Source organism: Pseudothermotoga elfii DSM 9442 = NBRC 107921, from assembly GCF_000504085.1.
Classification (GTDB): Bacteria; Thermotogota; Thermotogae; order Thermotogales; family DSM-5069; genus Pseudothermotoga_B; species Pseudothermotoga_B elfii.
In genome coordinates this window covers 115,687-142,001 of sequence record NC_022792.1, presented here as the reverse complement: position 1 = coordinate 142,001, position 26,315 = coordinate 115,687, and the positions used below count along the sequence as shown (strand labels likewise).

At 38.0% G+C, this 26,315-nt stretch carries 25 protein-coding genes; 17 read left to right on the top strand and 8 right to left on the bottom strand.

The features are described from left to right. The first annotated feature begins 39 nt into the window (after positions 1-39). Positions 40-465 (top strand): GNAT family N-acetyltransferase, encoded by a 426-nt coding sequence (locus TEL01S_RS00665; RefSeq protein ID WP_012002193.1) that lies wholly within the window; start codon positions 40-42, stop codon positions 463-465. A 100-nt stretch (positions 466-565) separates the two neighbouring features. After that, positions 566-1,888 (top strand): alkaline phosphatase, encoded by a 1,323-nt coding sequence (locus TEL01S_RS00660; protein ID WP_012002192.1) that lies wholly within the window; start codon positions 566-568, stop codon positions 1,886-1,888. A 21-nt stretch (positions 1,889-1,909) separates the two neighbouring features. On the opposite strand, the gene TEL01S_RS00655 is transcribed toward TEL01S_RS00660, so the two are convergent. The 4 genes from TEL01S_RS00655 to abc-f all read right to left on the bottom strand — a co-directional run bounded on the left by TEL01S_RS00655 (position 1,910) and on the right by abc-f (position 9,830). Continuing rightward, positions 1,910-3,589, bottom strand: coding sequence for a YgiQ family radical SAM protein (locus TEL01S_RS00655; protein ID WP_028843551.1), 1,680 nt, complete (start codon positions 3,587-3,589; stop codon positions 1,910-1,912). A gap of 35 nt (positions 3,590-3,624) precedes the next feature. Next, complete coding sequence (gene glgX / locus TEL01S_RS00650) at positions 3,625-5,766, bottom strand: glycogen debranching protein GlgX (RefSeq protein ID WP_012002190.1); 2,142 nt, start codon at positions 5,764-5,766, stop codon at positions 3,625-3,627. Positions 5,767-5,821: 55 nt separating this feature from the next. Beyond that, positions 5,822-7,822, bottom strand: coding sequence for a methyl-accepting chemotaxis protein (locus TEL01S_RS00645; protein ID WP_028843552.1), 2,001 nt, complete (start codon positions 7,820-7,822; stop codon positions 5,822-5,824). A 253-nt stretch (positions 7,823-8,075) separates the two neighbouring features. After that, positions 8,076-9,830 carry a ribosomal protection-like ABC-F family protein gene (gene abc-f / locus TEL01S_RS00640; protein WP_028843553.1) on the bottom strand — a complete coding sequence of 585 codons (1,755 nt, stop codon included), beginning with the start codon at positions 9,828-9,830 and terminating at the stop codon, positions 8,076-8,078. A gap of 246 nt (positions 9,831-10,076) precedes the next feature. Between abc-f and TEL01S_RS00635 the strand changes: the two genes are divergently transcribed. Beyond that, positions 10,077-11,651, top strand: a complete 1,575-nt coding sequence (locus TEL01S_RS00635; RefSeq protein ID WP_028843554.1) for a bifunctional aspartate carbamoyltransferase catalytic subunit/aspartate carbamoyltransferase regulatory subunit — start codon at positions 10,077-10,079, stop codon at positions 11,649-11,651. A gap of 17 nt (positions 11,652-11,668) precedes the next feature. Beyond that, a complete protein-coding gene (locus TEL01S_RS00630) occupies positions 11,669-12,439 on the top strand; it encodes an SDR family NAD(P)-dependent oxidoreductase (protein ID WP_028843555.1) in 771 nt (256 codons plus the stop codon). A 2-nt stretch (positions 12,440-12,441) separates the two neighbouring features. Here the strand turns inward: TEL01S_RS00630 and TEL01S_RS00625 are convergent, their stop codons facing one another. Then, positions 12,442-13,398 (bottom strand): dipeptidase, encoded by a 957-nt coding sequence (locus TEL01S_RS00625; RefSeq protein WP_028843556.1) that lies wholly within the window; start codon positions 13,396-13,398, stop codon positions 12,442-12,444. 112 nt (positions 13,399-13,510) lie between these two features. Between TEL01S_RS00625 and TEL01S_RS00620 the strand changes: the two genes are divergently transcribed. The 3 genes from TEL01S_RS00620 to TEL01S_RS00610 are packed head-to-tail and all read left to right on the top strand — an operon-like array spanning position 13,511 to position 16,562. Then, entirely contained in the window at positions 13,511-14,776 is a 1,266-nt protein-coding gene (locus TEL01S_RS00620; protein WP_028843557.1) for an ABC transporter substrate-binding protein, read from the top strand. A 44-nt stretch (positions 14,777-14,820) separates the two neighbouring features. Continuing rightward, entirely contained in the window at positions 14,821-15,705 is an 885-nt protein-coding gene (locus TEL01S_RS00615) for a carbohydrate ABC transporter permease (protein ID WP_012002183.1), read from the top strand. An 11-nt stretch (positions 15,706-15,716) separates the two neighbouring features. Continuing rightward, complete coding sequence (locus TEL01S_RS00610) at positions 15,717-16,562, top strand: carbohydrate ABC transporter permease (protein ID WP_012002182.1); 846 nt, start codon at positions 15,717-15,719, stop codon at positions 16,560-16,562. A gap of 46 nt (positions 16,563-16,608) precedes the next feature. On the opposite strand, the gene TEL01S_RS00605 is transcribed toward TEL01S_RS00610, so the two are convergent. Further along, a complete protein-coding gene (locus TEL01S_RS00605; protein WP_012002181.1) occupies positions 16,609-18,216 on the bottom strand; it encodes a hypothetical protein in 1,608 nt (535 codons plus the stop codon). Positions 18,217-18,454: 238 nt separating this feature from the next. On the opposite strand from TEL01S_RS00605, the gene ffh reads away from it, so the two are divergent. From ffh to upp, 9 genes are read left to right on the top strand one after another with little or no spacing between them, the layout of a single operon-like run. Further along, positions 18,455-19,756, top strand: a complete 1,302-nt coding sequence (ffh, locus tag TEL01S_RS00600; RefSeq protein ID WP_012002180.1) for a signal recognition particle protein — start codon at positions 18,455-18,457, stop codon at positions 19,754-19,756. Between the two features lie 14 nt (positions 19,757-19,770). Beyond that, a complete protein-coding gene (gene rpsP, locus TEL01S_RS00595) occupies positions 19,771-20,067 on the top strand; it encodes a 30S ribosomal protein S16 (RefSeq protein WP_012002179.1) in 297 nt (98 codons plus the stop codon). Continuing rightward, positions 20,051-20,275 carry a KH domain-containing protein gene (locus TEL01S_RS00590; protein ID WP_012002178.1) on the top strand — a complete coding sequence of 75 codons (225 nt, stop codon included), beginning with the start codon at positions 20,051-20,053 and terminating at the stop codon, positions 20,273-20,275. Before rpsP ends, TEL01S_RS00590 begins: the two co-directional genes overlap by 17 nt. Next, a complete protein-coding gene (gene rimM, locus TEL01S_RS00585; protein ID WP_012002177.1) occupies positions 20,272-20,778 on the top strand; it encodes a ribosome maturation factor RimM in 507 nt (168 codons plus the stop codon). Before TEL01S_RS00590 ends, rimM begins: the two co-directional genes overlap by 4 nt. After that, positions 20,778-21,518, top strand: coding sequence for a tRNA (guanosine(37)-N1)-methyltransferase TrmD (gene trmD / locus TEL01S_RS00580; protein WP_012002176.1), 741 nt, complete (start codon positions 20,778-20,780; stop codon positions 21,516-21,518). Before rimM ends, trmD begins: the two co-directional genes overlap by 1 nt. Then, entirely contained in the window at positions 21,508-22,077 is a 570-nt protein-coding gene (locus TEL01S_RS00575) for an RNA methyltransferase (protein WP_012002175.1), read from the top strand. Before trmD ends, TEL01S_RS00575 begins: the two co-directional genes overlap by 11 nt. A gap of 8 nt (positions 22,078-22,085) precedes the next feature. Continuing rightward, positions 22,086-22,430 (top strand): 50S ribosomal protein L19, encoded by a 345-nt coding sequence (gene rplS, locus TEL01S_RS00570; protein ID WP_028843558.1) that lies wholly within the window; start codon positions 22,086-22,088, stop codon positions 22,428-22,430. 2 nt (positions 22,431-22,432) lie between these two features. Then, positions 22,433-23,287, top strand: a complete 855-nt coding sequence (gene lepB / locus TEL01S_RS00565; protein WP_012002173.1) for a signal peptidase I — start codon at positions 22,433-22,435, stop codon at positions 23,285-23,287. 40 nt (positions 23,288-23,327) lie between these two features. After that, positions 23,328-23,957 carry a uracil phosphoribosyltransferase gene (gene upp / locus TEL01S_RS00560; protein WP_012002172.1) on the top strand — a complete coding sequence of 210 codons (630 nt, stop codon included), beginning with the start codon at positions 23,328-23,330 and terminating at the stop codon, positions 23,955-23,957. 19 nt (positions 23,958-23,976) lie between these two features. Here upp and TEL01S_RS00555 read toward each other — a convergent pair whose 3' ends face one another. Both TEL01S_RS00555 and TEL01S_RS00550 read right to left on the bottom strand, forming a co-directional pair. Continuing rightward, the gene (locus TEL01S_RS00555; protein ID WP_012002171.1) at positions 23,977-24,402 is read right to left on the bottom strand and encodes a hypothetical protein; all 426 of its coding nucleotides are present in this window, start codon (positions 24,400-24,402) and stop codon (positions 23,977-23,979) included. 59 nt (positions 24,403-24,461) lie between these two features. Continuing rightward, positions 24,462-25,187, bottom strand: coding sequence for a SagB/ThcOx family dehydrogenase (locus tag TEL01S_RS00550; RefSeq protein WP_028843560.1), 726 nt, complete (start codon positions 25,185-25,187; stop codon positions 24,462-24,464). A gap of 107 nt (positions 25,188-25,294) precedes the next feature. On the opposite strand from TEL01S_RS00550, the gene TEL01S_RS00545 reads away from it, so the two are divergent. Then, positions 25,295-26,296: a potassium channel family protein gene (locus TEL01S_RS00545; RefSeq protein ID WP_144313058.1), complete on the top strand. Its 1,002-nt coding sequence runs from the start codon at positions 25,295-25,297 to the stop codon at positions 26,294-26,296. Positions 26,297-26,315 lie beyond the last annotated feature (19 nt).

The window sequence follows — 26,315 nt, the reverse complement described above, 5'->3', positions numbered from 1 at the left end:
AATATTCATGATGGTTAAATAATTTTGGAGGTGTTATGGATGGATTTCTATATAGGGGATAAAGAAGAAGTTTTGATAGAAACGAGAGATCTCATGTATTTTTCCGAAACGAGGTTGATTAATATACCGAGAAAGATCGTTATGAATTTTTTTCAGGAAGACAGACCTGTCGGTTTTGTTTCTTTTGATGTGCGCTGGATAAATAGAAACGCCTACATTACTTATTATGTGATATCTGAAGCAAGAGGGATTGGCTTGGGAAAAAAGATGCTTTTGATGGCCATGGATTTTGCATTCAACGAGCTCAATTTAAATCGACTGACAGCTGAAGTATATGAATACAACAAACCCTCTATAAAACTTCTCGAAAGTACCGGCTTTGAGCTTGAAGGCGTTATAAAAAATGGAAAATTTTACAACGGAAAATATCACAATATACGTATTTATGGTTATTTACGCAGATAAAATTTATAAAAGATATTGAAAATACTACAAATGCCTTCCGTATTTCATTAATATTTCTGTGCATAAATAAGATGGAAAACTACGTTTTGGAGGTGAAAACATGCGGAAACTGACCGTTTTGATCATGGTTCTGGTAACGGTTATGAGTTTTGCTTATGTGAAAAACGTTATTCTTTTGATTGGCGACGGTATGGGTATCAATCACGTTTATTTAACCCAATTGCTCGAAGGCCAACCATTGGCTATGACGAAAACACCCTGCATCGGGTTGATCACAACTTACTCGGCAAATTCTTGGGTGACTGATTCAGCGGCAGCCGGGACTGCCTTAGCAACAGGTTTCAAGACAAACAATAGAATGATAGGGCTTTTACCCAGTGGCGAAAATGTTCCAACCTTAGCAGAAGTTCTCAAAAAATATGGAGTGAAAATAGGATTAGTAGTTACCTGCAGAATCACCCATGCAACACCAGCCTCCTTTTACGGGCATGTTGAGGACAGAGATATGGAGAATGAACTGGCAGAACAACTTGCAGATAGTGATTTTGATGTTATTTTTGGCGGAGGTTACAGACACTTCTTTCCAGAATCCGTAAAAGGAAGCAAAAGAACTGATGATAAAGATTTAATTGCATTAATGAAGGGACAGGGGTATGTTTATGTGAGCAAAAAGTCAGAACTCGAAACTGTTGATGAAGGGAAAGTTATAGGACTTTTTGCTCCGAGCCACCTGTCTCCGGCATCAAACAGACCAGAAGAGCAACCCATGTTATACGAAATGGTCAATAAGGCATTGCAGTTGCTTTCCCGGGATGGTGAACCATTTTTCCTTATGGTAGAAGGTTCACAGATTGACTGGGAGGCACATGACAATGACGTGTATGGAGTTTGGAAAGAGACTGTGGAATTTGACAAGGCGGTAAAAGTAGCTCTTGAATTTGCAGAAAAAAATCCTGACACATTGGTTGTAATTACTGCTGATCACGAAACTGGCGGGCTTTCGATATCATCTGGAAATCAAATGATCGAGATCAATAAACTCAGGCAGTACAAGATGAACACAGAAACTTTTTTAAGCAGATTTTCAATCGACAAAAAAGAGGAGTTTATCAATGCAGCCAGGAACTATTACGGTATAGATATCTCTGATGAAGAATACAGGTTCTTACTTAGCAAAAAGAATAGTTTGAATTCATCTGAATTTGTTAAAGAATTTGGAAGATTTTTGAGTGGAAAATCTCTTGTAGGATGGACTACCTTTGACCATACTGGTATGCCAGTACCAGTTTTTTCATTTGGACCAGGAGCTGAAAACTTCACGGGATGGTTCGATAATACTGAAATCCCAAGAATCATCGCAAGATTAATGGGATATCCTTTGACTTATCCAATATATAAAGAACCGGTTACTGTGAACAACTAAGGGGCGGGACAATCCGCCTCTTTATTTGAACAAGTTTTTCTTCATCTGATTTCTTACTTTCAGTGATTTCTCAACATGAATGCGTTCGTGGGTAAAAGGGTCGATTCCCGAATAGTACATAGCCGTGCTTATAGTTCCAGGCGAAGGTGTGAAAATTTGAATTTGCTGAGGATGGTATCCAAGTTTTTCATTGATGAAATTTTTCAGATAGTTGTTTTCACGAAGCGTTTCTCCAGGATGTGCCACTATAAAATACCCTATCACATAACGATTTTTCCCCTGATGTCTGGCATGTTTTTCAAATTTTCTTTTAAATTCCAGAAATAGTTCCACGGGAGGTTTTCTCATCAGTTTCAGAACATACGGGTGTGCATGCTCTGGTGCGAGTTTCAGTTGCCCGGGAGTATAATTCACGAGTTCTTTTATGAAATATTCTCCTTCCGGATCGCTCAATGCCAGATCGTGCCGAATGCCCGAGGAAACAAAAACATGTCTTACACCTTTGATCTGACGTAATTTTTCCAGCAGATCTATGTATTTTGCATGATTCATTTGAGTACTGGAACATATTTCTGGATGCAGGCAGAATTTTCTGCATGTGCCTTTTGAATCTCTTACATTGCACGAAGTACCGTACATGTTAGCTGTTGGTCCACCGACATCTGTGATAATACCTTTAAAATCAGGGTGTCTTGTGATTTTACGGGCTTCTTCGATTATTGATTCATCGCTTCTGGATACAACATGTGCTGTCTGATGACAACTCAGTGCGCAAAATGAACACCGACCAAAACAACCCCTGACAGATGTTATAGAAAATTGAACAGTTTCTATTGCTGGCACATGTCCCATAGATTCATAATATGGATGAGTCTTTCTTTCAAAGTCCATCAGATAAAGATTATCTAATTCTGTTTGGTCAAGAGGTTTCTCTGGGGGATTTTGCACAATATAGCGGTTGTCCTGTTTTTGATAGAGAACAACATTTTTTAGATGATCTGTGCTTGAAAGTTGTAATTTCACAGCTTCCGCATATTTGATTTTATCTTCAGAAATTTCTTCAAAACTTGGAAGTTCGATTCCGCTTTCTGGCTTTCTTGATGTCCACCAGACAACACCGGGCAATTGTTTGCATCTGTCTAAATCAGCATATTTTTCAAGAATTTGAGATATTCTGAGGATGGTTTTTTCCGCCATGCCATAGACAAGTAGGTCTGCTTTTGAGTCGATCAAAACCGATTTTCTCACCCTGTTAACCCACCAGTCGTAATGGGCAAAACGCCTTAAGCTGGCTTCAAGTCCACCGAGAATCACTGGAACATTCGGAAAAAATCTTTTGGCCAGATTTGAGTAAACTATTGTGGCTCGATCTGGTCTTTTGCCTGATGTACCACCGGGGGTGTAATCATCTATTTTTCTTTTTTTCATCGAAGCAGTGTAATTTGCAACCATTGAATCAACGTTACCGGCGGTGATGCCAAAAAAAAGCTTTGGTCTACCAAGGCGTTTGATATCTTTGTCGCTGTTCCAATCAGGTTGGGCTATGATACCAACTTTGTATCCCTTTGAAAAAAGATAATGTCCTATTAAGGCGACTCCAAAAGATGGATGATCTACGTAAGCATCCCCGGTAATAAGTATTATGTCTAATTGTTTCCAACCGAGTTTTTTGATTTCTTCACTGGTTGTTGGCAAGAACATTGTATCACCCTTCACGAAAATTATTGGAGTAAATATTATTTGCCAATGAAAATAACAGTGCTTTTTGGAGAGGCTGTGTATATGTATCCCACCTGCTCTGGTTTGTCGAGAAAATCTTCAGGTGATTCTTTAGAAGTGTCAACTACGAGGTACCATGTTTTTCCGTGGATAAAAGGCAGAATAAATCTTAGAGGTTCGCGCCACTGGTTGAGTATTACATAAATATCATCATCCGATCCGTCGAGATAAGTCTCCCCGTTTATCATAAACGCAATTGAATGGGAGTAATACGAAAAATCTGGCTCATAAGGTCTTATTCCGTGCCATGTGAGATCAGGAATGCCTCTACTGGTTGGAGCGCCACTGAAAAAATGAGGCCTTCTCAAAGATGGGTGAATTTTCCTGAATTGGATCATTTTTTTGAAAAAACGGAAGATATCGTAATGTTTTTCCTTTAAGGTCCAATCCAACCATGTTGTCTCGTCATCGTGGCAGTATGCATTGTTGTTTCCTCTCTGAGTTCGATAAAGTTCATCTCCCATGAGAATCATGGGAGTGCCGTGAGATACCATCAAAATGGCTATGAAATTTTTTACCTGTTGTTTCCTTATTCTGTTTATCTGCGGATTATTTGTTTCACCTTCAGCTCCATTGTTGCAACTGAAATTTTCATCTGTACCATCCCGGTTATTTTCACCGTTAGCCTCGTTGTGCTTGTGACGATAACTTACCAGATCTCTCATTGTAAAACCATCGTGGCATGTTATGAAATTTATGCTTGCATGGGGCGATTTTGAACCATAAAGGTCCTGGCTTCCAGATATTCTCATGACAAGATCTTGAATTGTTCCTTCATCTCCTCGAACAAATTTACGAACAGTATCCCTATATTTACCGTTCCATTCAGCCCATCCTGGTGGAAACTGACCCAGAAAATAACCTCCGGCTGCATCCCAACCTTCTGCTATTAGTTTGAGATCATGTAATATCGCGTCTTCAGAGATATCTTTGAGCAGGGACAGGTCTCCAATCCACCGGCCATCAGGTGTTCTTCCTAAGATCGATGCCAGGTCAAATCGAAAGCCATCTACGTGCATTTCTGTCGCCCAATAACGCAAACTATCTATAATCATCTCTTTGACGACTGGATGATTACAGTTTAGCGTGTTCCCACAGCCAGAATAATTCAGATAGAGGCGTTTGTTAGATGGATTTAGCATGTAATAAATTTCATTATCTATTCCACGAAAAGAGAGAGTTGGACCAAGCTCATTTCCTTCGCCTGTGTGATTGTACACAACATCAAGTATTACTTCAAAACCATGATTGTGAAGTTCTTTGATAAAATCTTTGAAGAAAAAGACCTGTTCCCCAAGTTTCATACCTGCCGAATAATTTCCGGTTACTGCAAAAAAACCAAGAGGGTTGTATCCCCACATATCTTTCAATTTTTTTCCGTTTAACGGGTTAATATTTGTGTTTGCATTAGCACAAAATTCAAATATTGGCATTAGCTCTATCGTTGTGACTCCTAATTCTTTAAGGTGGTCGAGTTTTTCAACTATTCCCAGAAATGTACCCGGATGTTTCACTTTTGAAGTGGGGCTTATGGTGAAAAATCTTACATGCATTTCATAGATAATGGTATCTTTCCACGGAATCTTTGGTCTTCTATCGTTGTTCCAATTGTATTTTGAATCATCAATTACTATGGATTTTGTAGGACTTTGAGCAGAATCTATTGTTGAAAAGGAAAGGTCTTTTAAAGAAGAGTTCCTATCATAGCCATAGACGCTATCTTCATCCCATTCATAAGATCCGGAAATTGCTTTTGCGTAAGGATCTGTCAGAAGTTTATTAACGTTAAATCTTTTACCACTTAAAGGATCATATTCACCGTCTACTCTCCAGCCGTAATATTGCCCGTGGCCTACGTTATAAACATATATATGCCATATATCTCCTGTTCGGTTTTGATTCGGATCAAGCACAAATCTATGAGAAGGTGTCTCATCATAATAATTCTGGTAAAGTTCAAGTATAACTTTCCTTCCATTTCTTGAAAAAAGCGCAAAATTGGTTCCTGCATCATCGCAGGTTGCTCCGGGCCTCGGATATCCCCTTTTTGTTTTTAATATCGTTTTGGAGTCTGGATTAGTGTATTGAAAATATTCCATTTATATCCCCTTAAAAAGTATAAATGAAAAAACCCCAGCTGTGCTGGGGTTATCATTACATTTTGAATTTTTTCACCTGTTCTACCAGACTTTCTGCAATTGAACTGAGTTCTTCGCTCAAGCTGCTCACATTCTGGCTGACCTCAGCTTGTTGTTTTACTGCTTGCGTCATTTCTTCTATTTGATGAGCTATGTTTGTTATCGATCTTGTCGCTGTATCCATAGCTCCACTCATTTCTTCCGCTGCTGCACTCTGCTCCTGTGCACTTGCTGCAAGGCTTTCTATCATTGTGCTTATACCTTCTACTTCTCTTAATATATTCATTAACCTTTCTCTAACCACCTCAGATTGTTCACTTGCCTTGTCTACTACTTTTACTGTTTCGCTCGTTACTGTGCTTGCTTGCTGTGCGCCTTGCTGTATTTGTGTTAGCATTTGACCAATTTTGTCTGTTGCGCTTTTGCTTTCTTCTGCAAGTTTTCTTATTTCATCTGCTACCACCGCAAAGCCTTTCCCTGCTTCCCCTGCTCTGGCGGCTTCTATTGCTGCGTTCAATGCTAACAGATTGGTTTGTTCTGCTATTGAATTTATTGTCTCCACTATTTCTCCTATGTTCTTTGCTTTGTTTGATAATTCCATCACCGAGCTTTCTGTTACGTTTGCTTTTTCCTTGGTTTGGTTTATTATTTCTACTATCGCCTGTACCGCTTTTTCCCCTTCTTTCGCTGCGCTGTCCACTTGAGCTGCTCTTTCTGTCAGGTTCTGTGCAGATCTTGATACGTTCTGCGCACTGGCTGCTACTTCCTGTACACCACTTGTTACTTCCTGTATCGATGCAGAAGCATTCTGTGCACTTCTGTTTATTTCTTCCATCTGTGAAGAGAGCTCTTCGCTTGTTGCACTCACTTCTTGAGCCGTTGCTGCAAGGTTTTCTGCAGATGAATGTATCTGGTTTGATCCTTCCTGTATCGCTTTCATTGATTCTTTTAATGATTCTGCCATTTGCTCAAGTGCCTGAGCCATTTGGGCTACTTCGTCTCTCCCTTTCGCCTCAAATTTGATTGTTAAATCGCCTTTGCCAAATTTTACTGAATTTTCTGCAAGTTTCTTTATTGGTTTAGATATCGATGTGCTTACAAAGATTATCAAAACGGCTACGATTGCTATAAGTATCGCAAAAATTGCTATGACTATGGTCAGCAGTCTATTTACTTCAGAGAGTACCTGATTTTCAGGTACACTTACGGCAAAAGCCCACCCGGAAGCAATTTCAATTGGAGAATAAAAAGCATAATCAACTGAACCATCTGGACGGGTGAATTTGGCAATTCCGTTTTTGCCAGCAAGCATTTGCTTTGCTATTTCTTCAACGCCTTTATAGCCTTCTTTTGAAGCTTGTGTAATATTGAGCTTCATTACAGCTTCTTTATTAGGATGGGCGAGAACTAAGCCGGTAGAATCTACCACCCAGCCATAACCAGCTTCGCCTATTTTTATACTGGATGCAATGTTGCTTATCGTATCAAGTAGTACTGTTGCACCGAATAGACCTATTGTTTTGTTGTTTTCATCTTTAACTGCTGCTGCTATGACAAAGACATTTTTACCTGTTGCTCTTGAAACAAGCGCATTACTCACTGCAAAATTCTTTCCCTGTTTCATTACCTGTATAAAATAATCTCTATCTGAAATTTGTGCCGTACTACCCAGCGTTGTAGGAGCATTACCGTCAGGGTAAGCTATAAGAAACATCTCTATTTCTGGTCTACTTTTGAGCTTTAAATTCAGATCTGCCATTAAATCCTTCCAATCACCTGTTTTCAAGGCATTTACTACTACATTTCTTTCGGCAAAAGCTTGCAATTCCTTCACAAGTCCATTTATCCATTCATTTACCACCAGCGATGATTTTTTTGCAATCTCGAAAGATGATTGTTCAACCGAGGTCACGATTGATGATTTAATTTGAAGATATGCAACTGCAGCTATAACAATTGTTAGAACAACTACTGGCAATAAAATTAGTGCCAACATTTTTCCTCTAATAGTTTTCATAAGAGCTTCCTCCTTCTTTTTATGAAAATACAATTTTTTAACTAAATAAGATTTTATATATAATTTTTTTTACATTTATCATAATCAAAATCATTCTATCACTCTGTTACATCTGAGTCAATATTTATGAAAGGTATCGATGTAAATAAAAAGAAAAGAAAACAATAAGATAGATTAAACAGATAGCAATGCTAACAGTTTTACTATTCGCTGTTTAGAATATTAAAAACCTGTTGTTTAATATAAGCTCTCGTTAAAATTCACTGAGGTGGGCTTGAAGATTTTCTATTTTTTCCCGAGTTTTTTGCATTTCTTCCATAACTGTCAACAAATCTTGTTCAAGTTTTTCCTTTTCTTTTATCAGGGATGTTATCTCATTGTAGTCGTTTGTCAGAGAAAGTTTATTGTCTATTTGCTCTATGTTTCCGCAGAGATCTTCTTCCTTCTTTGAAAGGTTCTCCAGTATTTCCTGCAGGTTTTTTAGCTGGTTTCTCAATTTCTTTTTTTCTTCAAATGGGCGATTTTTTGTTTTGAAAATTGTTGGTTTTTTCTCAAAGAGGATAACAGGACTATCTACTTCAACGATTTCACCGTTAATTATGGAAAAAAAGCGATTGCAGACATTACTCACAAGCTCAAGATCATGTGATACCAGCAGCACGCTTCCCTCGTATTCTTTAAGAGCTTTTTCGAGGGCCTCAACTGTTTGCAAATCCATATGATTTGTTGGTTCATCAAGAATTAAAAGATTTGGTTTTCTCAAAAGAATCTTTGCGATAGCAAGAATTTGCCTTTCCCCACCACTCAATTGAGAAATCTGTTTAAATACATTTTCTCCCTTGAAGCCGAATCTTCCAGCATATGATCTGATGACATAATCCGGATGATCTGGCATTTCTTCAAAGATCTCGTCGAAAACAGTGTTCTCAGGATCAAGCTGTGATATGAACTGGTCAACGAAGACCATTTTTACATTGTGACCGATTTTTATAGTACCATTATGGCGTAAATGGCCAGTAATTATCTTCAACAGCGTTGTTTTTCCAGATCCGTTTGGACCAATTATGGCTATTTTATCTTTTTGATAAACAGTAAAATTGATTTTTTTCAAAAGGGAATTCCAGGAAACATCAATAACTTCAAGCACTACGTGACCGGTGTTATCCGGGATCGGTATTTTTATGTTTTTTTCCTCTTCCTGCAAATAGAGATTTGGCATATTTTCAAGTTCTTCATACATTTTATTCAGAAGTTTCTCCCTGCTTTTAGCCTGCTTGAAAAATTTTTCTCTGTTCCATCTTCTGTACTGATCTATGATGTGTTTTAGTCTGTCGATTTCTTTTTGAATATTTTCAATTCGCCGCTCCTGAGTTTTAAGTATTGTTTCTCGTTCCTTTCTATATCTATCAAAATCCATATCGAAGATCCAGATCTGGCCATTGTTAATTTCCCAGAATTTTTCGCAAACATTTCTTAAAAAATTTCTGTCGTGTGCAACAACTATATAACCTCCCGGGAATTTTCTCAACAAATTTTTGAGGAACTCTATTGCCTGTACATCGAGAAAATTTGTTGGCTCATCGAGTAATAGAAAATTTGGTTCCTCTAAGAACAGTTTTCCGAGCTGAAGTTTGGTCTTTTCGCCACCGCTGAAAGTCGAGATATCTCTGTGCCAGTCTTTTTCTTCAAAACCGAAACCTTTCAAGATACTTCTCACATCTCTTAATTTCCTGGGTGTATCGGCTGTTGATGCGTAATATTCAAAAGGTGTTCGAGCATTGAATGATCTAAGTTGATCCATATAGAGAATCTTGCCGGAAACGCTTATCTGTCCAGTATAATCTAAAAAAATACCCGCTATTGCTTTTAAAAGGGTACTTTTCCCACTGCCGTTTTTTCCCATCAGTCCTATGCGATCTTTCTTTGATATATTGACTGTGAACTCTGTAAATAAAGTTTTCTCCGGAAAACTGATACTTACATTACTGAGGGTTGCTACATGCGACATTGAGACACCTTCTTACGATTTGCTTCATTGACATTTTAACATGGATTGTATCAGGCAAATACTTGGACGATTTCACATGTTGTGATAACATAAATGAAGATAATCGGTTAATAAAAGCGGGGATGAATATGTTTTCGTTAGTATTGGTATGTTTGCCACAGCAAGAATATTTTTGTTTTTTAAATCTGAATATTTATAGAAGGTCAGCAATAGCTGACCTTTTTTATTTTTCAGGGAGGTGTTAAAATGAGGAGTTTTCGTGGAAGAACTCTCGCGTTGATCAGGGATTTTACTATCGATGAGCAGTTATTTCTCTATCAGAAAACAAAAGAACTGAAACAGAAATGGCTTAATAGGGAGGATATGAGTGAATTTCAGATCAAAGGAGATGTGAATATTTACATCGTTTTTGTCGAACCGAGTACGAGAACAAAAGAGTCATTTATAAATGCAGCGAAATTTCATAAAAACGCAAGAGTTAACATCTTCGATGCTGAGCATTCATCCTTCAACAAGAATGAGAGCTATGTCGATACATTCAATATGCTAACAGGTTATGGAATTTATTCGATTTTTGTTGTCAGAACAAGGCTTGAAGGTGTTCCACGACTTCTGGAAAGAAAAGTGGGTGAGTTTGCACAAAGGCATGGTATAGAGAGACCTGCTTTCATAAATGGTGGTGATGGGAAACATGAACATCCAACGCAGGAACTGTTAGATGAATTCACTTTTCTTGAACAAAATAACTTTGATAATTCGCATATCAGGATTGCTCTAATAGGAGATTTATTGCACGGCAGAACAGTTCATTCAAAAGTGGATGGTTTGAAGATTTTCAAAAATGTTGAGGTCGATCTGATTGCTCCGCAGCAGATTCAAATGCCACAGCATTATATCGAAAAAATGAAATCAAACGGTTTTGAGGTGAGAAAATTTTCATCGATAGACGAGTATCTCTCAAATAAAGATGTCGCAAAAATATGGTATTTTACAAGATTACAGCTTGAGAGAATGGGAGAGGATATTCTTGAAAAAGAGCATATCTTGAGAAAAGCTGTAACTTTCAGAAAAGATATGCTCGACAAAGTGAAAGAGGGGACAAAATTCTACCATCCTTTGCCCAGGCCCAAGATTGATCCAGAAATCCCCACCTTTCTGGATGAGCTACCTCTCAATGGTTGGGAAATTCAAGCAAGGAATGGTTTCTGGGTGAGAGTTGTTTTGTTGTCGCTGCTTGGTGGGGCTGTCGAAATGGAACGCGACCAGTCAATAACATTCCAGAAAGAAGAAGATGAGTATGAATTCATAATACCTACCCAAATAGTTCATGGGACAAAAGGTGTTGCAAAAGAAGGAAAACGTGGAATCAAACCCATCGAAAATGGAACTGTTATAGACCATATATCAAAAGGAAAGAGCACCGAGGAAATTTTCAATACAATAGTGAAGATCAGGAAAATTCTAAAGCTTCATGATTGTGATAGTGCCGATGGTATTTTTAAATCTGCCGATGGAAGTTATAAAGGTTACATAAGTTTACCAGACAGATATCTGAGCAAAAAAGAGATCAAAAAACTTGCCGCAATTGCACCGAATACAACTGTTAATATCATAAAAGGCGCTTCTGTAAAGGAAAAATATAGAATAAAATTACCTCCTAAGATATACAATTTTGATGAAATTAGATGTAAAAATGAAAACTGTATAACTCATCCGAAGAATGGCGAAAATGTTGGTGCTTCATTTATAAGAATTGATGACAGGTTAGTCTGTGAGTACTGTGAAACACCACATGAATACAGTGAAATATGGGTAATTTGATAACAGGAGTGGTGATTATGAGTTTAACAGATTTCAAATGGGCTTTGATCACAGGTGCTTCATCAGGAATTGGTAAAGAATTCGCTGTTCAGCTTTCAAAAAAAGGGCTCAATATAATTGCAATTGGGAGAAATGAAGAAAGATTGATACAAACTGTCGAAACTGTGAAAAAATCTTCGAATGTAGAAATCATCAGCTATACGGCTGACCTTTCACAGCAAGAGAATGTTAAATCTCTGGTTGTGGATCTTTCAAAATATCAGGTTGATCTTCTGATTAATAACGCTGGTTTTGGCCTTTATGGAGAGTTTACTAAACTTGAACTAAGCGAAATTGAAAAGATGATTGAGGTTAATATCAAGGCTCTGACCAGCCTTAGCCATATTTTTTCTAAGGAAATGATTGCAAGAAAATTTGGTGGAATTATAAATATTGCTTCAGTTGCCGGGCACATACCATTACCTTATTTCAGTGCTTATGCTGCAACAAAGGCTTATGTATATAATTTCTCACTTGGATTGTGGGCTGAATTAAGAAAGTACAATGTTCATGTCTTGTGTGTTTCCCCAGGACCAACAGAGACAAGATTTTTTGAAAGAGCTTTTAAGAATCAAAGTTTGCAAAAATTTGGTTCTCGCATGCAACCAGATGAAGTTGTCGCTGGTACGCTTAAAGCTTTTGAGAAAGGCTCAGTTGTATACACCCCTGGTATGAAAAATAAATTTATCACCTTTATTGGTAAAAAACTTTTGCCGGATAGATTCATCGCCATGGTTGCCGGTGGTTGAATTCAGATCATTTTTTGTAAAAAATTGAGAAAATTGAGCAAAGCTATTTTTTCTATGTCTTTTTCATCAAAACCACTCTTTTTAAGGCATTCGATCAGGGTTGGTACTTTTGTAACGTCTTCCAGCCCTGTTGTTTGTTTTTGATTTTGAATAATATTGTCTGTTGTAAGGTAATCAAAGAAATCAAAACCAAGGCAGATGTGGTCAACACCGATCAAATTGGTAACATAGATTATATGTTTGATTACTTTTTCTAAGCTTGGATTTTCACGATCCACAATTTGTGGAAGTGCGCTGATACCTATCAAACCACCTGATTCTGCTATTGCGTTGATTTGATCGTCTTTTAAATTTCGTGGAACAGGGCACAGAGAATATGCGTTCGAATGAGTCGCAATAAAAGGTTTCTGAGCGATTTTTACAACATCCCAGAAACTTTTTTCACTCAAATGAGATACATCAAGAACAATTTTTATATTTTCAATGATTTTGACTGCTTGTCTGCCAAGATCGCTTAAGCCTTTCGAGTCATCATTACAGCCACAACCTGCTGCAAGTGTATTTGCTTCATTCCATGTGAGGCTGATTACCCTGAACCCCAGATCGTACAGTGTCGCTATGAAATCTATATTGTTTCCAATACCAATAAGCCCTTCTATACTTGAGATAACAAAAATTTTTTCACTTTTTATAGCTTTGTTGATTTGCAACCCGTTTTCTGCAAAAATCAATTCGTTGTTCTCTGTTTCTCTCATATATTTTGATCTGATAGCAATCATTTGCATAAATTTCTCCATTGGATTTTCACTTTTTGGGTTTGTCCATACTGCGGCATTTACTCCGCATATATTTCCTGCTTTCAATCTTGGAATATGATATGACAACAGGATATTTTCTTTGTGATGATTTTTCAAAAAGGCATCGTACCAGATATCTGAATGGCCATCGAATACTTTCACCTGTCTCACCTTCTTTGATGTTGTTAGTAATATTATGCACTATTTGAATCTTCATATGTTACCAATTTGAATTGTTGAAAGTTGTATAATTTCTGATTAGGGGTGGTGTAAAGTGAGAAAGTTCTTAATTTTTGTTTTGAGTACGGTTTTTATTCTCTCGTTTGCAGCAAAGATTGAAATAGTTTTCTGGACGCATGAAGATCCCAACAGAACTCCTCTTGAGGAAAAGTATATTCAACAATTTGAACAAATGTATCCAGATGTGAAAATTACACGTGTGACTTATCCATCAGCAAAGATCCGGGAAGTTGTTCTAACAGCTTTCGCAGCTCGAAAAGGGCCTGATATATTCAATATGGAGATCCAGGATGCCTTTCCTTACATTGTCAATGGCAGAGTTGCACCAATTAATTTGAAAGCAATAGGCCTTGAAAATTACGATGAACTCAAGAATATGTACATTGAGGGAACCTTCGATGCTGTCACCTATGAAAATAAGATTTATGGTCTACCACTCGAGTTGACAAATTGGTGTGTGTTTATCAACAAAAAATATTTCAAAGAAGTTGGTTTAGATCCTGAAAAAGATTATCCAAAGACCTGGGAGGAAATGGTTCAGGTTAGTGAAAAAATTGTCATTAAAGAAGGGCAAATAATCAAAAGAAGAGGTTTCGATTTTCGTTATCCTTATTACTTGACTTTCTTTCTGCCAATGGTTGAGCAACTCGGCGGTTTTCTGTTCAGTGACGATGGAAAAGAAGCGATTATCAATGATGAAGCGTGGTTGAGGGCTTTGAATTTTATGAAACAATGGGGACCAAATGGAAAGAATCTGGGTTCTCCTACTTACACACCTGCCAGAAAGGAATTCAACAAAGATAACAATACCGTTGCCATGTGTCTATCAGGTTTATATCAAATTGATAGAATCAGGGCTGAAAACCCCGAGTTTTATAACTCGAATGAATGGATGGTAGTTCCGTTCCCTGTTTTCGAAAACGCTGTTAGAGAAGTGAGATGCAACTATTATGGTCATTATTACATGGTTAATGCGGAAAGTTCCAGAGAAAAACAGGAGTGGGCCTGGAAATTTGTAAATTTCATGCTGAGCCATCCACAAGATTATTTACTTAATGTCGGATTAATTCAACCAAGGAGAGATTTGATTGAATCAGATGTGTTTAAAAATTACCCCTATGCGAAGGTTTTCCTTGAAGATATGGAAAAATCCCATATAGTTCCACTTCATCCGAAAGGACCACAATTTGAACAGCTTATCAGAGAAGCTGTTGAATCTGTCATGCTTACAAATACAACTGCCGAAGATGCTCTTAAAACTCTCAAGCGAAAAGCAAATGAACTTTTAAAAGAAGATTGATTTAAGGTGGGCTCACTGCCCACCTTTTCACTGAGGTGAGAGTTTTGGAACGAAAAAAGGCTACTTGGGGTTTCATTTTCACTGTCCCGGCAATAATTTTTTTTGCAATCTTTAATTTTTATCCAATGATTAACGCATTCTGGATGAGTTTTTTCAGGAAAGAATTGTTATCGTTAAAGCCCCCGAAATTTGTCGGCCTTGGAAATTATTTGTATTTGTTTACATCGGAATCTTTTTGGAACTCTGTGAAAGCAACGGCTATATTTGCTTTTGGAACATTTGTGCCCATGCTTACTTTCAGCTTATTTCTTGCGGCGTTAATAATGACAAGAAAGAGATTTCAGAAATTTTTGCAAATGGCTTATTATTCACCGGCAGTATTATCTTCTGTGGTTGCTGCTACGATATGGCTTTTGATATTCGATCCAAGGGGGTTATCGAATCAATTTTTAAACTTTGTTTTTTCTACTGATGGCGTGGATTATCGATGGCTTGCGAACGAAAACATGCTCAGGCTGGCTACAATTATTGTTTATTTTTGGAAATATGTAGGCTATTTCACCGTGATATTTGTTGCGGGGATGGCAAGTATCCCAAAATCAATTCATGAGGCTGCTACGATTGATGGAGCAAGTAAATGGCAGGATTTTTTCTATATCACTTTTCCGCTTTTGAAACCTACAACGTTGCTTGTATCTGTGATGTCGTTGATTCAGTGTTTGAGGACATTCAGCACACAGTATTTGTTTGTTCAGGGCGGAGCGCCAATCAAGCCTATTGATGTTATCACACTTAACATTTATAACACGGCTATAAGAGATCACAGAATAGGAAGGGCAAGTGCAATGAGTGTGATTTTATTTCTCATAATTATGTTTTTTACTTACCTGCAATTTAAGATTTCAAAATCAGAAGATGTTTCTTACTGAGGTGTGGTTATATGAGCAGAATAGCATCGGCCATAATCGATATTTTTATATGGATTTTTTTAATAGGTTTTGCAATCTTCATATTGATTCCGCTGGTTTTTATGTTTACTGCGTCGTTCATGCCCTCGAGAGATATAATGCAGGTACCATATCCATGGTTCAGCAAAGAATTTCAGTGGCAAAATTACTGGCAGGCTATAAGAGGCAACGATGGAAAATATTTGTATCTGAGAAGTATATGGAATTCATTTTTGGTTTCTTCTCTCACAACAGTGGGAACAGTTTTTCTTTGTTCACTTACTGGTTTCGGGCTTGCAAAATACAGGTTTAGGGGAAGAACGATAATCTTTTTTGTGATTTTGAGTACAATGATGATACCATTTGAGGCCATAATGATCCCTCTTTATCTGATTGTCACAGAAATGAGGATGCAGGATAGCTATGCTGGACTTATAGTACCACTTTTGATGAATGCCTTTGGTGTTTTCATGATGCGCCAGTATTTGCTCACATTTCCTGATGAACTTCTTGATGCTGCAAGAATAGATGGTGCAAGTGAATTTGGCATCTACTGGAGAATCGTATTGCCGAATAGTTTACCTGCGATTGCCACGCTCGCAATACTGACTTTCAGGTCACAGTGGGATAATTTGTTATGGCCCTTGTTGATTGTTCAAAGCCCGGAAAAGAAGACAATACCACTTTTCATAACTCAGTTTGCTGCTGAAAAATACACAAATGAAGGTGCTATGATGGCTGCTGCAGTAATAGCAAGCATACCCATGTTGATTCTCTTTTTTACACTCACGAAGTACTTCCTCGTTGGAGCTCAGCTTTTTGCTGCAAGAAAAGATTGAATTTTATTGATGATATCAACGGTGAGGCAAAATGCCTCACGATTGATTAAAATGTTTTTGTACCACTTGCAAGTGTTCGATTCCAGTCAAAGAATTGATAACTGAAAGAAGGAATGTTACCACAAAGGTTTTTCAACCATCCTGCCATTGCTACGCCGCCTTCAGCTTTTATACCACCAGTTATACTGTAACTAACTTGATTTGCGTTTCCAACTGATGCATTCGTCTCTCCTTTTATCCATGGCGTCAATTTTACGTAAGGACCAGCCACATAATAAACATATGCTGCTAAGGTGAAAGGTAGCCTTCCTTCTGCACTCGCATTGGCTTTCGCACTCGCTGTAAAACTGACACCAGAATAATGAATGTTGTAAGAGAGAGGTGCACTCCAACCATTCTGGTATTTCATAGAAAGAGAAGTATTCAAGCCAAAAGTTGCTGCTGCGGTGAAACCTATAGATGCACTTATTGATGCCTCTGCTTCAGCATCGAGCTTTGCTTGCATGTAGAGTATTACCGGTACGCACGAGACGTAGAAAGTAACTGTTTTGCCCTTTGAGAACAAATTCTTGGACCATTCCTTAGATACCGATCCACCCGATTGAACAGTGATTGATGGTGTCAGTGAGGGTGAAAAAGTAATCGTGCTTTCAAATCTTTTGAACTTGTAACTCCAGCTAAACCAGCCAGTTCTCACCCATTGATGTTCCCACAATAAAGATGCAGAAAATGAAAGAGTAACAGTGATTTTCGGAGTGACGTTTATAACTCCGTAAGTGAAAGTATAAGAAAGTAATTCACCTGAGGAGACTGAGAAGGACCATGAACCGGAGAAATCGTTTTTAATTTTATGATCGACTGGTTGAGAGAGTTTTTCTTCCATCTTTTCATTGGTGAAAAGCAATTGAAATGCCGTGTAATCTCTCAAGTTGTTGAGAGTTTCTATGTTGTTTTTCTCATCAAGTAAATTTTTTGGAGTAGATGCACTAGTTCTTATTTCTTCCTCTATTATGACTCCTTTTTCTATCTTCTCTATGTGAGCTTTGTAAGTTGTCCCGCCACCCATATCGACAAACCATTTTTCATCAAATTTTTTCGCATAAATAGGTTTTAAATCTTCGATTTTTGAATTTTCAGGTAGTATTATTGTGGTTAGTCTTTTTGTAACGAGGTAATTTTTCTCAGATTGAAGAAATGCCGATTCGAAAATTTTTCCATCAATCTGTTCTTCAAAGTACTTTGGTAACAACTTTTCGTCAGAAAAATTCTTGCGAGAAAGAATTAGTACATTTCCATCTTTTCTCACGATACCTGGGATTTTCATTTTGACGGTTAAGGTAAAGCCTTTTGAATTTTCTTCAAATTTGACATCGCTTGAACTAAATTTCGGAGTTGTTCCATAAATAAAGTAATATTCCTTGGATACCTCATACAGGTAATTGGCAAATATCTCCCTTGATTTTTTCATGTTTTCAAAATATTCTATGAATATCTTGGCCAGATCCGAAGAAGGTATGTATTCAGTTCTCACTACTTCTGCTGTTCCATCTCTAAGGATGGTTATTTTTTCCTCTATGTTTCTTGAAAACTGAGTGGCAAAGATTAGAAGAGATGACAACAGCAACATAAAAAGGACCAAAATTTTCCTACTCATTCCCATCCCCCCCAATAAACTATATTATACACTTTATTAAGAATAAAAAAATAGATATCAAAAAACGTCAAACTTTGACTCAATCAGAGCTATATAATATTTAATTACATATACATGTAGTTTTAGATAACGCATCTATTTATTGAAATTTAATTGTAATATAAAAGTGGACAAGTTGTTGCTGACTCGATATTGATTTTTCTTCTGTTCTGATTTACCATTCAAAGGGGTGTTTGGCGTGTTTGAGAATCTTCAAGAAAGACTATCCAAGATATTCAGGTCCCTCACTGGTCAGGGAAGGCTAACTGAGAAAAATATAAATGAAGCTGTGAGACAGGTCAAATTGTCTTTACTCGAAGCTGACGTGAATTTCAAAGTGGTGAAAGAGTTCATAGATTCAGTTAAAGCAAAAGCACTTGGCGAAGAGGTGCTGAAAAGTTTTACGCCTGACCAGCAATTTGTGAAGATAGTTCGAGATGAACTGATTAATATAATGGGAAAATCCGCGGCTACATTGAATTTGAGGCACCATCCTTCTGTAATAATGCTTGTTGGGTTACAAGGTAGTGGTAAAACAACTACAGCAGCGAAGCTTGCGAACTATCTCAGAAAATCAGGCAGAACAGTTTTGTTAGTTGCGGCTGATACTTACAGGCCAGCTGCAATAGATCAGCTTGAAAAGCTTGGAAAATCAATTCAAATTCCTGTGCTAACTGGCGACAGAAAAAATCCATTGATAATAGTTCAACAAGCGCTTGAATACAGCAAAAACTCCCAGTACAACACCCTTATTTTTGATACAGCTGGTAGGCTTCATATTGACGAAGAGATGATGGAGGAATTGCAACAAATAAAGCAATTAAGCAATCCGGATGAGATATTAATGGTTGTTGACGCAATGATTGGCCAAGATGCTGTTAATTCTGCTCTTGAGTTTGATAAAAGACTCAATGTAACAGGTTTTATAGTTACAAAGATGGATGGCGATGCCCGTGGTGGTGTAATACTGTCTATCACGCACATCACGGGAAAGCCTGTTAAATTCATAGGGGTTGGCGAAAAAATCGACGCTTTCGAGCAATTTCATCCTGATCGGGTTGCCGCAAGGATACTTGGAATGGGGGATGTTCTGTCGCTTATAGAGAAAGCAGAGAAAGAGCTTGACAAAGAGAAAATGGAGAAAGTTGGCAAAAAAATATTGCAAGCAGAGTTCACACTGGAAGATTTTCAGGAACAGTTGAAGGAAATGAAAAAACTTGGCCCTTTGTCTTCATTAATCGAAATGCTTCCAGGTGCACCAAAAATAGATGTAGAAACAAGTGAGCAGCAGTTGAAAAAAGTCGAAGCGATCATAAATTCTATGACAATTGAAGAGAGGAGAAATCCAAGGGTACTCAATGCGAGCAGAAGGCAAAGAATTGCAAAAGGTAGTGGAACATCAGTTCAAGATGTAAACAAATTACTCAAATCTTATGAGGAAATGAAAGAACTTATGAAAAGACTAAAACATGGGAAGCTAAAGCTTCCGTTCAAAATATGACAGGAGGTGTCAAGGTGGTAAGAATAAGACTTACAAGAATGGGAAAAAGGCACATGCCGTTTTACAGGATTGTTGTAGTTGATTCAAGAAAAAGACGAGATGGAGCATACATCGAATCACTTGGATATTACAACCCACTTCGAAAACCGGCTGAAATCAAAGTAAATGTAGAAAGAGCTGTTGAATGGATTTTGAAAGGAGCCCAACCAAGTGAAACAGCGGCAAATATTTTAAGCAAAGCGGGAGTTCTTGCAAAAGTTCATGAGATGAAATATGGTAAAAGGGAGAAGAGTGATGAAGGAGTTAGTTGAGTACATACTGAAGGGGATAGTTAAACATCCTCAGGATGTTGTTGTTGTGGAATTCAATGATGATGGAAACAGGGTTTTGGAAATAGTAGTGAATGAGGAAGATGTTGGCCAGGTGATAGGAAAAGATGGAAGGACGATCAAATCTTTGAAAGTTCTACTCGCGGCTCTTTTAGAAGATGAGAACTTTACCCTGAGGGTGATCAGGTGAGCGATTATGTAGTCATTGGTAAAATTACGAAAACGCATGGTTTATTTGGAAGTGTAAAAGTTTTACCCTTGACGAATGCTCTTGAAGTTTTTCAAAAGCTTGAAAATGTTTTCATAAAGAATGACGCTCAAAGCAATACCCACAGGCTTCAGATTGAAGAAATCAGGAAGGCTGGGAAAGGATTTTTGATAAAGTTTTCGGGTATAGATGATGAAGAACGAGCGAGAAAAATAGTTGGCTTGAGCCTGGCGGTAAGGGTTACTGATTTGCCAAAGCCAAAATCACCCAATGAATATTATTACTATGAACTTTTGAATGTTGAGGTTCTGGACCAGAGTGGCAATTTCATTGGCAGAGTGGAAGATATTATTCAAACCGGATCTAATGAAGTAGCTGTCGTGAAAAATGGCTCTTTTGAAATGCTGATTCCAGTAATACATGACTACATAATCAAGTTTGAAAAAAGGAAAAGACTGGTTGTGAAAGTACCGGAGTGGATTTAATGAGAATAATTATATCGAGTATATTTCCAGAATTTGTCAGAGTTATCAAAGAATACGGAGTGATAGCGCAGGCTTTGAGGCAACAGATGTTGCAAATCGAAGTTTTGAATCTAAGGGATTTTACTCATGATAAGCATAGAACGGTGGACGATTATCCTTATGGTGGCGGCCCTGGTATGGTTATGAAACCAGAACCTTTCTTCGAGGTTTATCGACATTGCCTGGATAAATATAGCAATCTGTACACAATAATGACATCGCCACAAGGGGTCCAATTTAACAACAGAATCGCAAGGCATCTTTCTGAAAAAGAAAATCTTTTGATTTTCTGTGGGAGATATGAAGGTGTCGACGAACGTGTCATGAAAATAGTTGATATGGAAATCTCTATAGGAGATTACGTTTTGAGTGGAGGAGAACTTGCAGCAATGGTCATCTGCGATGCTGTAAGCAGATTTGTTCCAGGAGTGATAGATGAAGAGTCGGCAAAAAGAGATTCATTTTACAATGAACTGCTGGATTATCCACATTATACACGTCCTGCCGAGTTTGATGGAATGAAAGTTCCTGATGTGTTGTTAAGTGGTAATCATGAAAAAGTTGAACTTTTCAGAATAGCAGAAAGTCTTAAGAGAACCGCATTCCGTCGGCCAGATCTCTTCGTGAAAAGAGATTTCTCTGAAGATGAAAAAAAAGCTTTGATCTGGCTCATAAAGGAGCTGGCTAAGGATGCTGAATGATGTTCGAATTGCTTTGATACATTATCCTGTTCTTGGCAAAGATGGTAAAATTATTTCAAGTGCTGTGACAAATCTCGATGTTCATGATATAGCAAGAACAGCGAGAACTTATAATTTGAGAAAATATTATATAGTAACAAATTTAAGAGCTCAGCAGGAAGTTGTGAAGACTGTTCTTGAATACTGGATTGACAGTTACGGGCGTGAAAGAAATTTCAGCAGAACGCAGGCGCTGGAGCTTGTTGATATCAAATCTTACCTTGAGGAAGTGATCGAAGAAATTGAAAACGAAACGAATAAAAAGCCTGTGATGTTTTTTACCTCGGCAAAAAAGCGGCCAAACACCTTAACGTACGCTCAAGCTCGAGAATTTATTAAAAAAACTGATCGCCCGGTTTTAATTCTTTTTGGTACGAGCTGGGGTTTACCAAATGAAGTGTTGCAAATTTGCGATTATGCACTGGAGCCAATAAGAGCAGATTCTGACTATAATCATCTGTCAGTGAGAGCTGCAGCGGCTATAATTATCGACAGACTTATAGGAGAAAAGGAGGGATAATAATGAGCATGGACAACCTTGTGAGGCTGGTAGAGAAAGATCAGTACAAACAATTGCCGGATTTCAGACCCGGCGATACAGTTAAGGTCCACGTGAAGATCGTCGAAGGTGGAAAAGAAAGGATCCAGATTTTTGAAGGGATAGTTATAAAGATAAGAGGTTCTGGTCTGGGAAAAACTTTTACAGTCAGGAAAATAGCAAGTGGTGGTATTGGTGTAGAGAGGACCTTTCCATATCACTCGCCAGTAGTTCAGAAAATCGAAATTGTGAAAAAAGCAGTTACCAGGCGCGCAAAGCTTTATTATATAAGAGATATTAGAGGAAAGATAAGGCTCAAGGAGCGAAAAGAATAAAAATGTCAAAACGAAGTATAAAAAAAGAGGCAATAGAGTGGGGAAAAGCCCTGCTCTATGCCATTGTTGCAGCCACAATAATAAGACTGTTTGTTTTTGAGACGATGCTTGTTCCAACTGGCTCAATGATTCCAACTATAAATGTAGGAGATAGATTGTTCATAGAAAAGGTCACTTACACGGCAAGAGAACCTGAAATTGGTGATATAGTTGTGTTCTGGTCGCCTTTTATTGATGAGCGAGCACAAACCATGCTTCGTTGGTTTGATAAATTTATGGACTTGTTCGCTCCTGCACGATTTAAAGGACATGTAAAATATGTAAAGCGGCTTGTTGGAAAACCCGGAGATGTTTTGCAGATAAAGCTTTCGGAAGATGGGAACTATCATCTGTTCATCAATGGTGAGATTCCCGATGTTTTGAAAGATGTGGTATATTCTCCCGAGGGTATTTTCTCGAATCCAGAACTTCTGAATCTGTTCATAAAAGCAAGTCGTTTAAGAGATAACTCGAACGAGTACAAGGTGTTTTTACAGAATATAGCTCGTCAGGATGCGTATACGGCAAACCTCGTTTTTTCAGTAGTGGGTGGAATGTATCCAGTCCCTCTTGGTATACCTTTTGCAGAAACATATGACAAATTGTACGAAAACATAGACCTTTCAAAATACATTCGTAAAACTATTGATGGAGTAGAAGTTGAGATACCACAAGGATTTTACTTTTTCATGGGTGATAACACAAAGGACAGTTTTGACAGCAGATATTTTGGGTTTGTTCCAAAAGACCATGTAATAGGAAGACCCATATTGCGCATATGGCCACTGAAAGAATTTGGACCAGTACAGGGGAGATGACTCAGCTCCCCTTTTATTTTAATTTTTAGGAGGTATGAGTATGAAAAATCTTCATGTTGTTGATCATCCTTTGATTAAACACAAATTAACCATAATGAGAAACAAAAACACGGGCCCCAAGGAATTTCGTGAGCTCTTAAGAGAGATAACATTTTTGCTTGCTTATGAAGCAACAAGAAATATCGAAACTGTTGAGATAGAAATTGAAACACCTTTGGAAAAGATTATTGGCTTTGCAATAGAAGATAAGAAAGTTGTTGTTGTTCCTATATTGCGTGCGGGGCTTGGTATGGTTGACAGTATACTCGAATTGCTCCCAAATGCTTCAGTAGGGCATGTGGGTGTTTACAGAGACCCTGAAACTTTAAAACCGGTTCAGTATTACTGCAAACTTCCGCCAATAGATAATTCAAGTACTGTTTTTGTTCTTGATCCGATGCTTGCAACAGGTTTCTCAGGAGTACATGCGGTGAAAATATTAAAAGACAGAGGAGCGAAAAACATAGTTTTTGTCTCGCTTATTGCTGCACCTGAAGGTGTTCAACAATTCAATATCCACTGCCCAGATGTGCCAATCTATACTGCGTGCTTAGATAGACAGTTGAATGAACATGGCTACATTTTGCCTGGCCTTGGTGATGCGGGCGATAGATTGTACAGAACTAAATGAGCGGCTAAGGCCGCTCTGATTACCATTCATAATCTTCATCATCGTCTTCTTCAAAGTCATCTAAATCAACGAGCTCTTCGATATCTTCGTCGTGCTCAAGGTCTTCCTCAAAATCCAGATACTGACTATCGATCATCTCTTTAAACTCTTCAACACTTTCTTCACCAAATTCATCTTCTGCTATCAGAGATTCTTCTATTACATAAGGAGTGCCGTGTTTTTTGTCATAGCTGATGGCTACCAGTCTTACTACTCCTTCATCTGTGAATTTGAAGATTTCATAATCTCCATATGGCTCAACATATTCACTGTTGTCAATTAACTCTTGAACAAAATCATCGCCGAAAATCTTCTCGAGTTCACTCAAATGACCATTCTTTAGAAGATGTTTAAGCTGATTTCTTTCTTCTTCATTCACCACATATTTTTCCATCCAGGTTTGCATAATCTTTCCTCCTTTGGGCTATCGATCTCTGGAATAGACAGGGTAAAAATTTGTCTGGTTCAAGGGATTTTTCCAACCGCCGCAAGATAGATTGCAAACTGTTTTTCGCCGTCGACATGCAAAAGTTTATCGAGTTTTTCTTGATCGTATGCAGCTATAGCGCAGCAACCACAGTTTATTGATTCACAGGCTAAGTACAGATTCTGACATACATGTCCTGCATCGAGCAGTATGGCTTTATATGATAAGTCAGCATATCTCCAGGTAGTTCTGTATGATACACAGCTCCAGACGAAAACAGCAGCACTCTGAGCAACGAAATTCTGTCCAAGACAGGCGTCGTTCAAAAGTTCTCTGAAATCTCCCTCATCGATAAGCAGAAGCTTATGCTGAGAAGCAATATACCTGTATAAACCTACGTTCAAGTTCAAAACGTTGAAGATGAAAATGTAGGTTTCAAATGGATGTCTTGCCCCTGCGGACGGCACTGTGCGAAATGTGATCCCATTTGTTATTTTTCGAATACCTTGGGTTAACCAGAGCAAGTAGGAAAGTTCGTCTATGCTCAAAGGATCTTTAGAATATTTTCTTTTGCTGCTTCTTTTTTCAACAACTTCCCTAAACGAGATGTTTCCAAACTTTAAGTTTTCAGGTTTTTCTAATTCGAGTATAACCATGTTATTATCAAATGGTTCTTCAAATGAAGGTTGTGGCTTTCCGAGTTTTTGATCAGTTAAGAGATCATTTACCTTGCCCCACTGAGATTTGAGTAAATCTTTCGACATTCCAAGCACCTCTCTTTCAGCGTTTCTATCGGCCAAAGGTAAGTCGCTATGTATTATAATTTTTTTAAATCTCGATTTCAAGATTTTTCCTGTTGCAGGCAGGTGGGATGTTGAAAAATAGATTGTATATTCTAATACTAATGCTGGTCATGGTTTTTCTTTTTGGCACATATGGTTATCACTTCACTGAAAACTGGTCGCTGTTTGATTCATTGTTTTTCACACTGGTGACGGTTTCCACTGTTGGTTATTCCATGCCAGAAAATATAACTGAAGCCGGTAAGGTAGTTTCTGCAATTTTGATAGGTGCCGGGATAACAGTTGTACTGTATGGTTTCACAAGTATCACTTCTTTGATAGTAGAGGGTCACATGAAGGAGTATTTCAAGATCAGGAGGATGAGAAAAATGCTTGATTCTCTAAGAGATCATTTTATTATAATCGGTGCAGATAAAACAGGTCGGCATACTGCCGCAGAATTGAAAAAAGCTAAAAAGATGTTTGTTGTTGTGGAAGATTCAGAGGAATCTATTCACAGACTGAGGGAATTTTTGAACATGGAATTTCCGTTTGTTCTGGGAGATGCTGCAGAAGAAGAAGTATTAATAAAGGCAGGAATCAAAAGAGCACGTTCTTTAATAATAACATTGACGAATGATGCTAAGAATATACTTGTTGTTCTCACGGCGAAATCTTTAAACCCAGATCTTGAAATTGTTTCACAGGCATCTGATGCAAAGACGATGACAAAATTGATATATGCAGGTGCCCACAAGGTAATCACGACCACAGAACTTGCCGGTGTAAGATTGGCTCAATTGGCTATAAATCCTCAGCAAGTGCGTTTTCTGGATATACTCTCCCTTGGCGAGGAAGCTTTCCGAATTGAAGAGATAGTGATTTCTCAGGACAGCCCTGTGAGTTATAAAACACTTGGAGAGATAAATTTATCCAGGATTACCGGCACAATTGTTATTGCCATCAAGAGAGAAGACGAAACGATCTTTAACCCCACGGGTACTACTCAGATCCTTCCAGGCGACCGACTGATGGTCATAGGAAAAAATGAGCATTTTGAAAAATTCCACAGAATCATAGAGAAATCGTAGTTTTGGATAAAAAGCCCCG

What these genes read in the sequence shown, in the direction of transcription:
- abc-f (WP_028843553.1), bottom strand. Translation starts at nt 9,830, where the DNA reads ATGTCGCATGTAGCAACCCTCAGTAATGTAAGTATCAGTTTTCCGGAG.
- glgX (WP_012002190.1), bottom strand. Translation starts at nt 5,766, where the DNA reads ATGGAATATTTTCAATACACTAATCCAGACTCCAAAACGATATTAAAA.
- TEL01S_RS00550 (WP_028843560.1), bottom strand. Translation starts at nt 25,187, where the DNA reads ATGTCGAAAGATTTACTCAAATCTCAGTGGGGCAAGGTAAATGATCTC.
- TEL01S_RS00545 (WP_144313058.1), top strand. Translation starts at nt 25,295, where the DNA reads ATGTTGAAAAATAGATTGTATATTCTAATACTAATGCTGGTCATGGTT.
- TEL01S_RS00655 (WP_028843551.1), bottom strand. Translation starts at nt 3,589, where the DNA reads ATGTTCTTGCCAACAACCAGTGAAGAAATCAAAAAACTCGGTTGGAAA.
- TEL01S_RS00575 (WP_012002175.1), top strand. Translation starts at nt 21,508, where the DNA reads ATGCTGAATGATGTTCGAATTGCTTTGATACATTATCCTGTTCTTGGC.
- TEL01S_RS00610 (WP_012002182.1), top strand. Translation starts at nt 15,717, where the DNA reads ATGAGCAGAATAGCATCGGCCATAATCGATATTTTTATATGGATTTTT.
- TEL01S_RS00590 (WP_012002178.1), top strand. Translation starts at nt 20,051, where the DNA reads ATGAAGGAGTTAGTTGAGTACATACTGAAGGGGATAGTTAAACATCCT.
- TEL01S_RS00660 (WP_012002192.1), top strand. Translation starts at nt 566, where the DNA reads ATGCGGAAACTGACCGTTTTGATCATGGTTCTGGTAACGGTTATGAGT.
- TEL01S_RS00605 (WP_012002181.1), bottom strand. Translation starts at nt 18,216, where the DNA reads ATGAGTAGGAAAATTTTGGTCCTTTTTATGTTGCTGTTGTCATCTCTT.
- TEL01S_RS00665 (WP_012002193.1), top strand. Translation starts at nt 40, where the DNA reads ATGGATTTCTATATAGGGGATAAAGAAGAAGTTTTGATAGAAACGAGA.
- TEL01S_RS00645 (WP_028843552.1), bottom strand. Translation starts at nt 7,822, where the DNA reads ATGAAAACTATTAGAGGAAAAATGTTGGCACTAATTTTATTGCCAGTA.
- lepB (WP_012002173.1), top strand. Translation starts at nt 22,433, where the DNA reads ATGTCAAAACGAAGTATAAAAAAAGAGGCAATAGAGTGGGGAAAAGCC.
- upp (WP_012002172.1), top strand. Translation starts at nt 23,328, where the DNA reads ATGAAAAATCTTCATGTTGTTGATCATCCTTTGATTAAACACAAATTA.
- TEL01S_RS00555 (WP_012002171.1), bottom strand. Translation starts at nt 24,402, where the DNA reads ATGCAAACCTGGATGGAAAAATATGTGGTGAATGAAGAAGAAAGAAAT.
- TEL01S_RS00630 (WP_028843555.1), top strand. Translation starts at nt 11,669, where the DNA reads ATGAGTTTAACAGATTTCAAATGGGCTTTGATCACAGGTGCTTCATCA.
- rplS (WP_028843558.1), top strand. Translation starts at nt 22,086, where the DNA reads ATGGACAACCTTGTGAGGCTGGTAGAGAAAGATCAGTACAAACAATTG.
- TEL01S_RS00635 (WP_028843554.1), top strand. Translation starts at nt 10,077, where the DNA reads ATGAGGAGTTTTCGTGGAAGAACTCTCGCGTTGATCAGGGATTTTACT.
- trmD (WP_012002176.1), top strand. Translation starts at nt 20,778, where the DNA reads ATGAGAATAATTATATCGAGTATATTTCCAGAATTTGTCAGAGTTATC.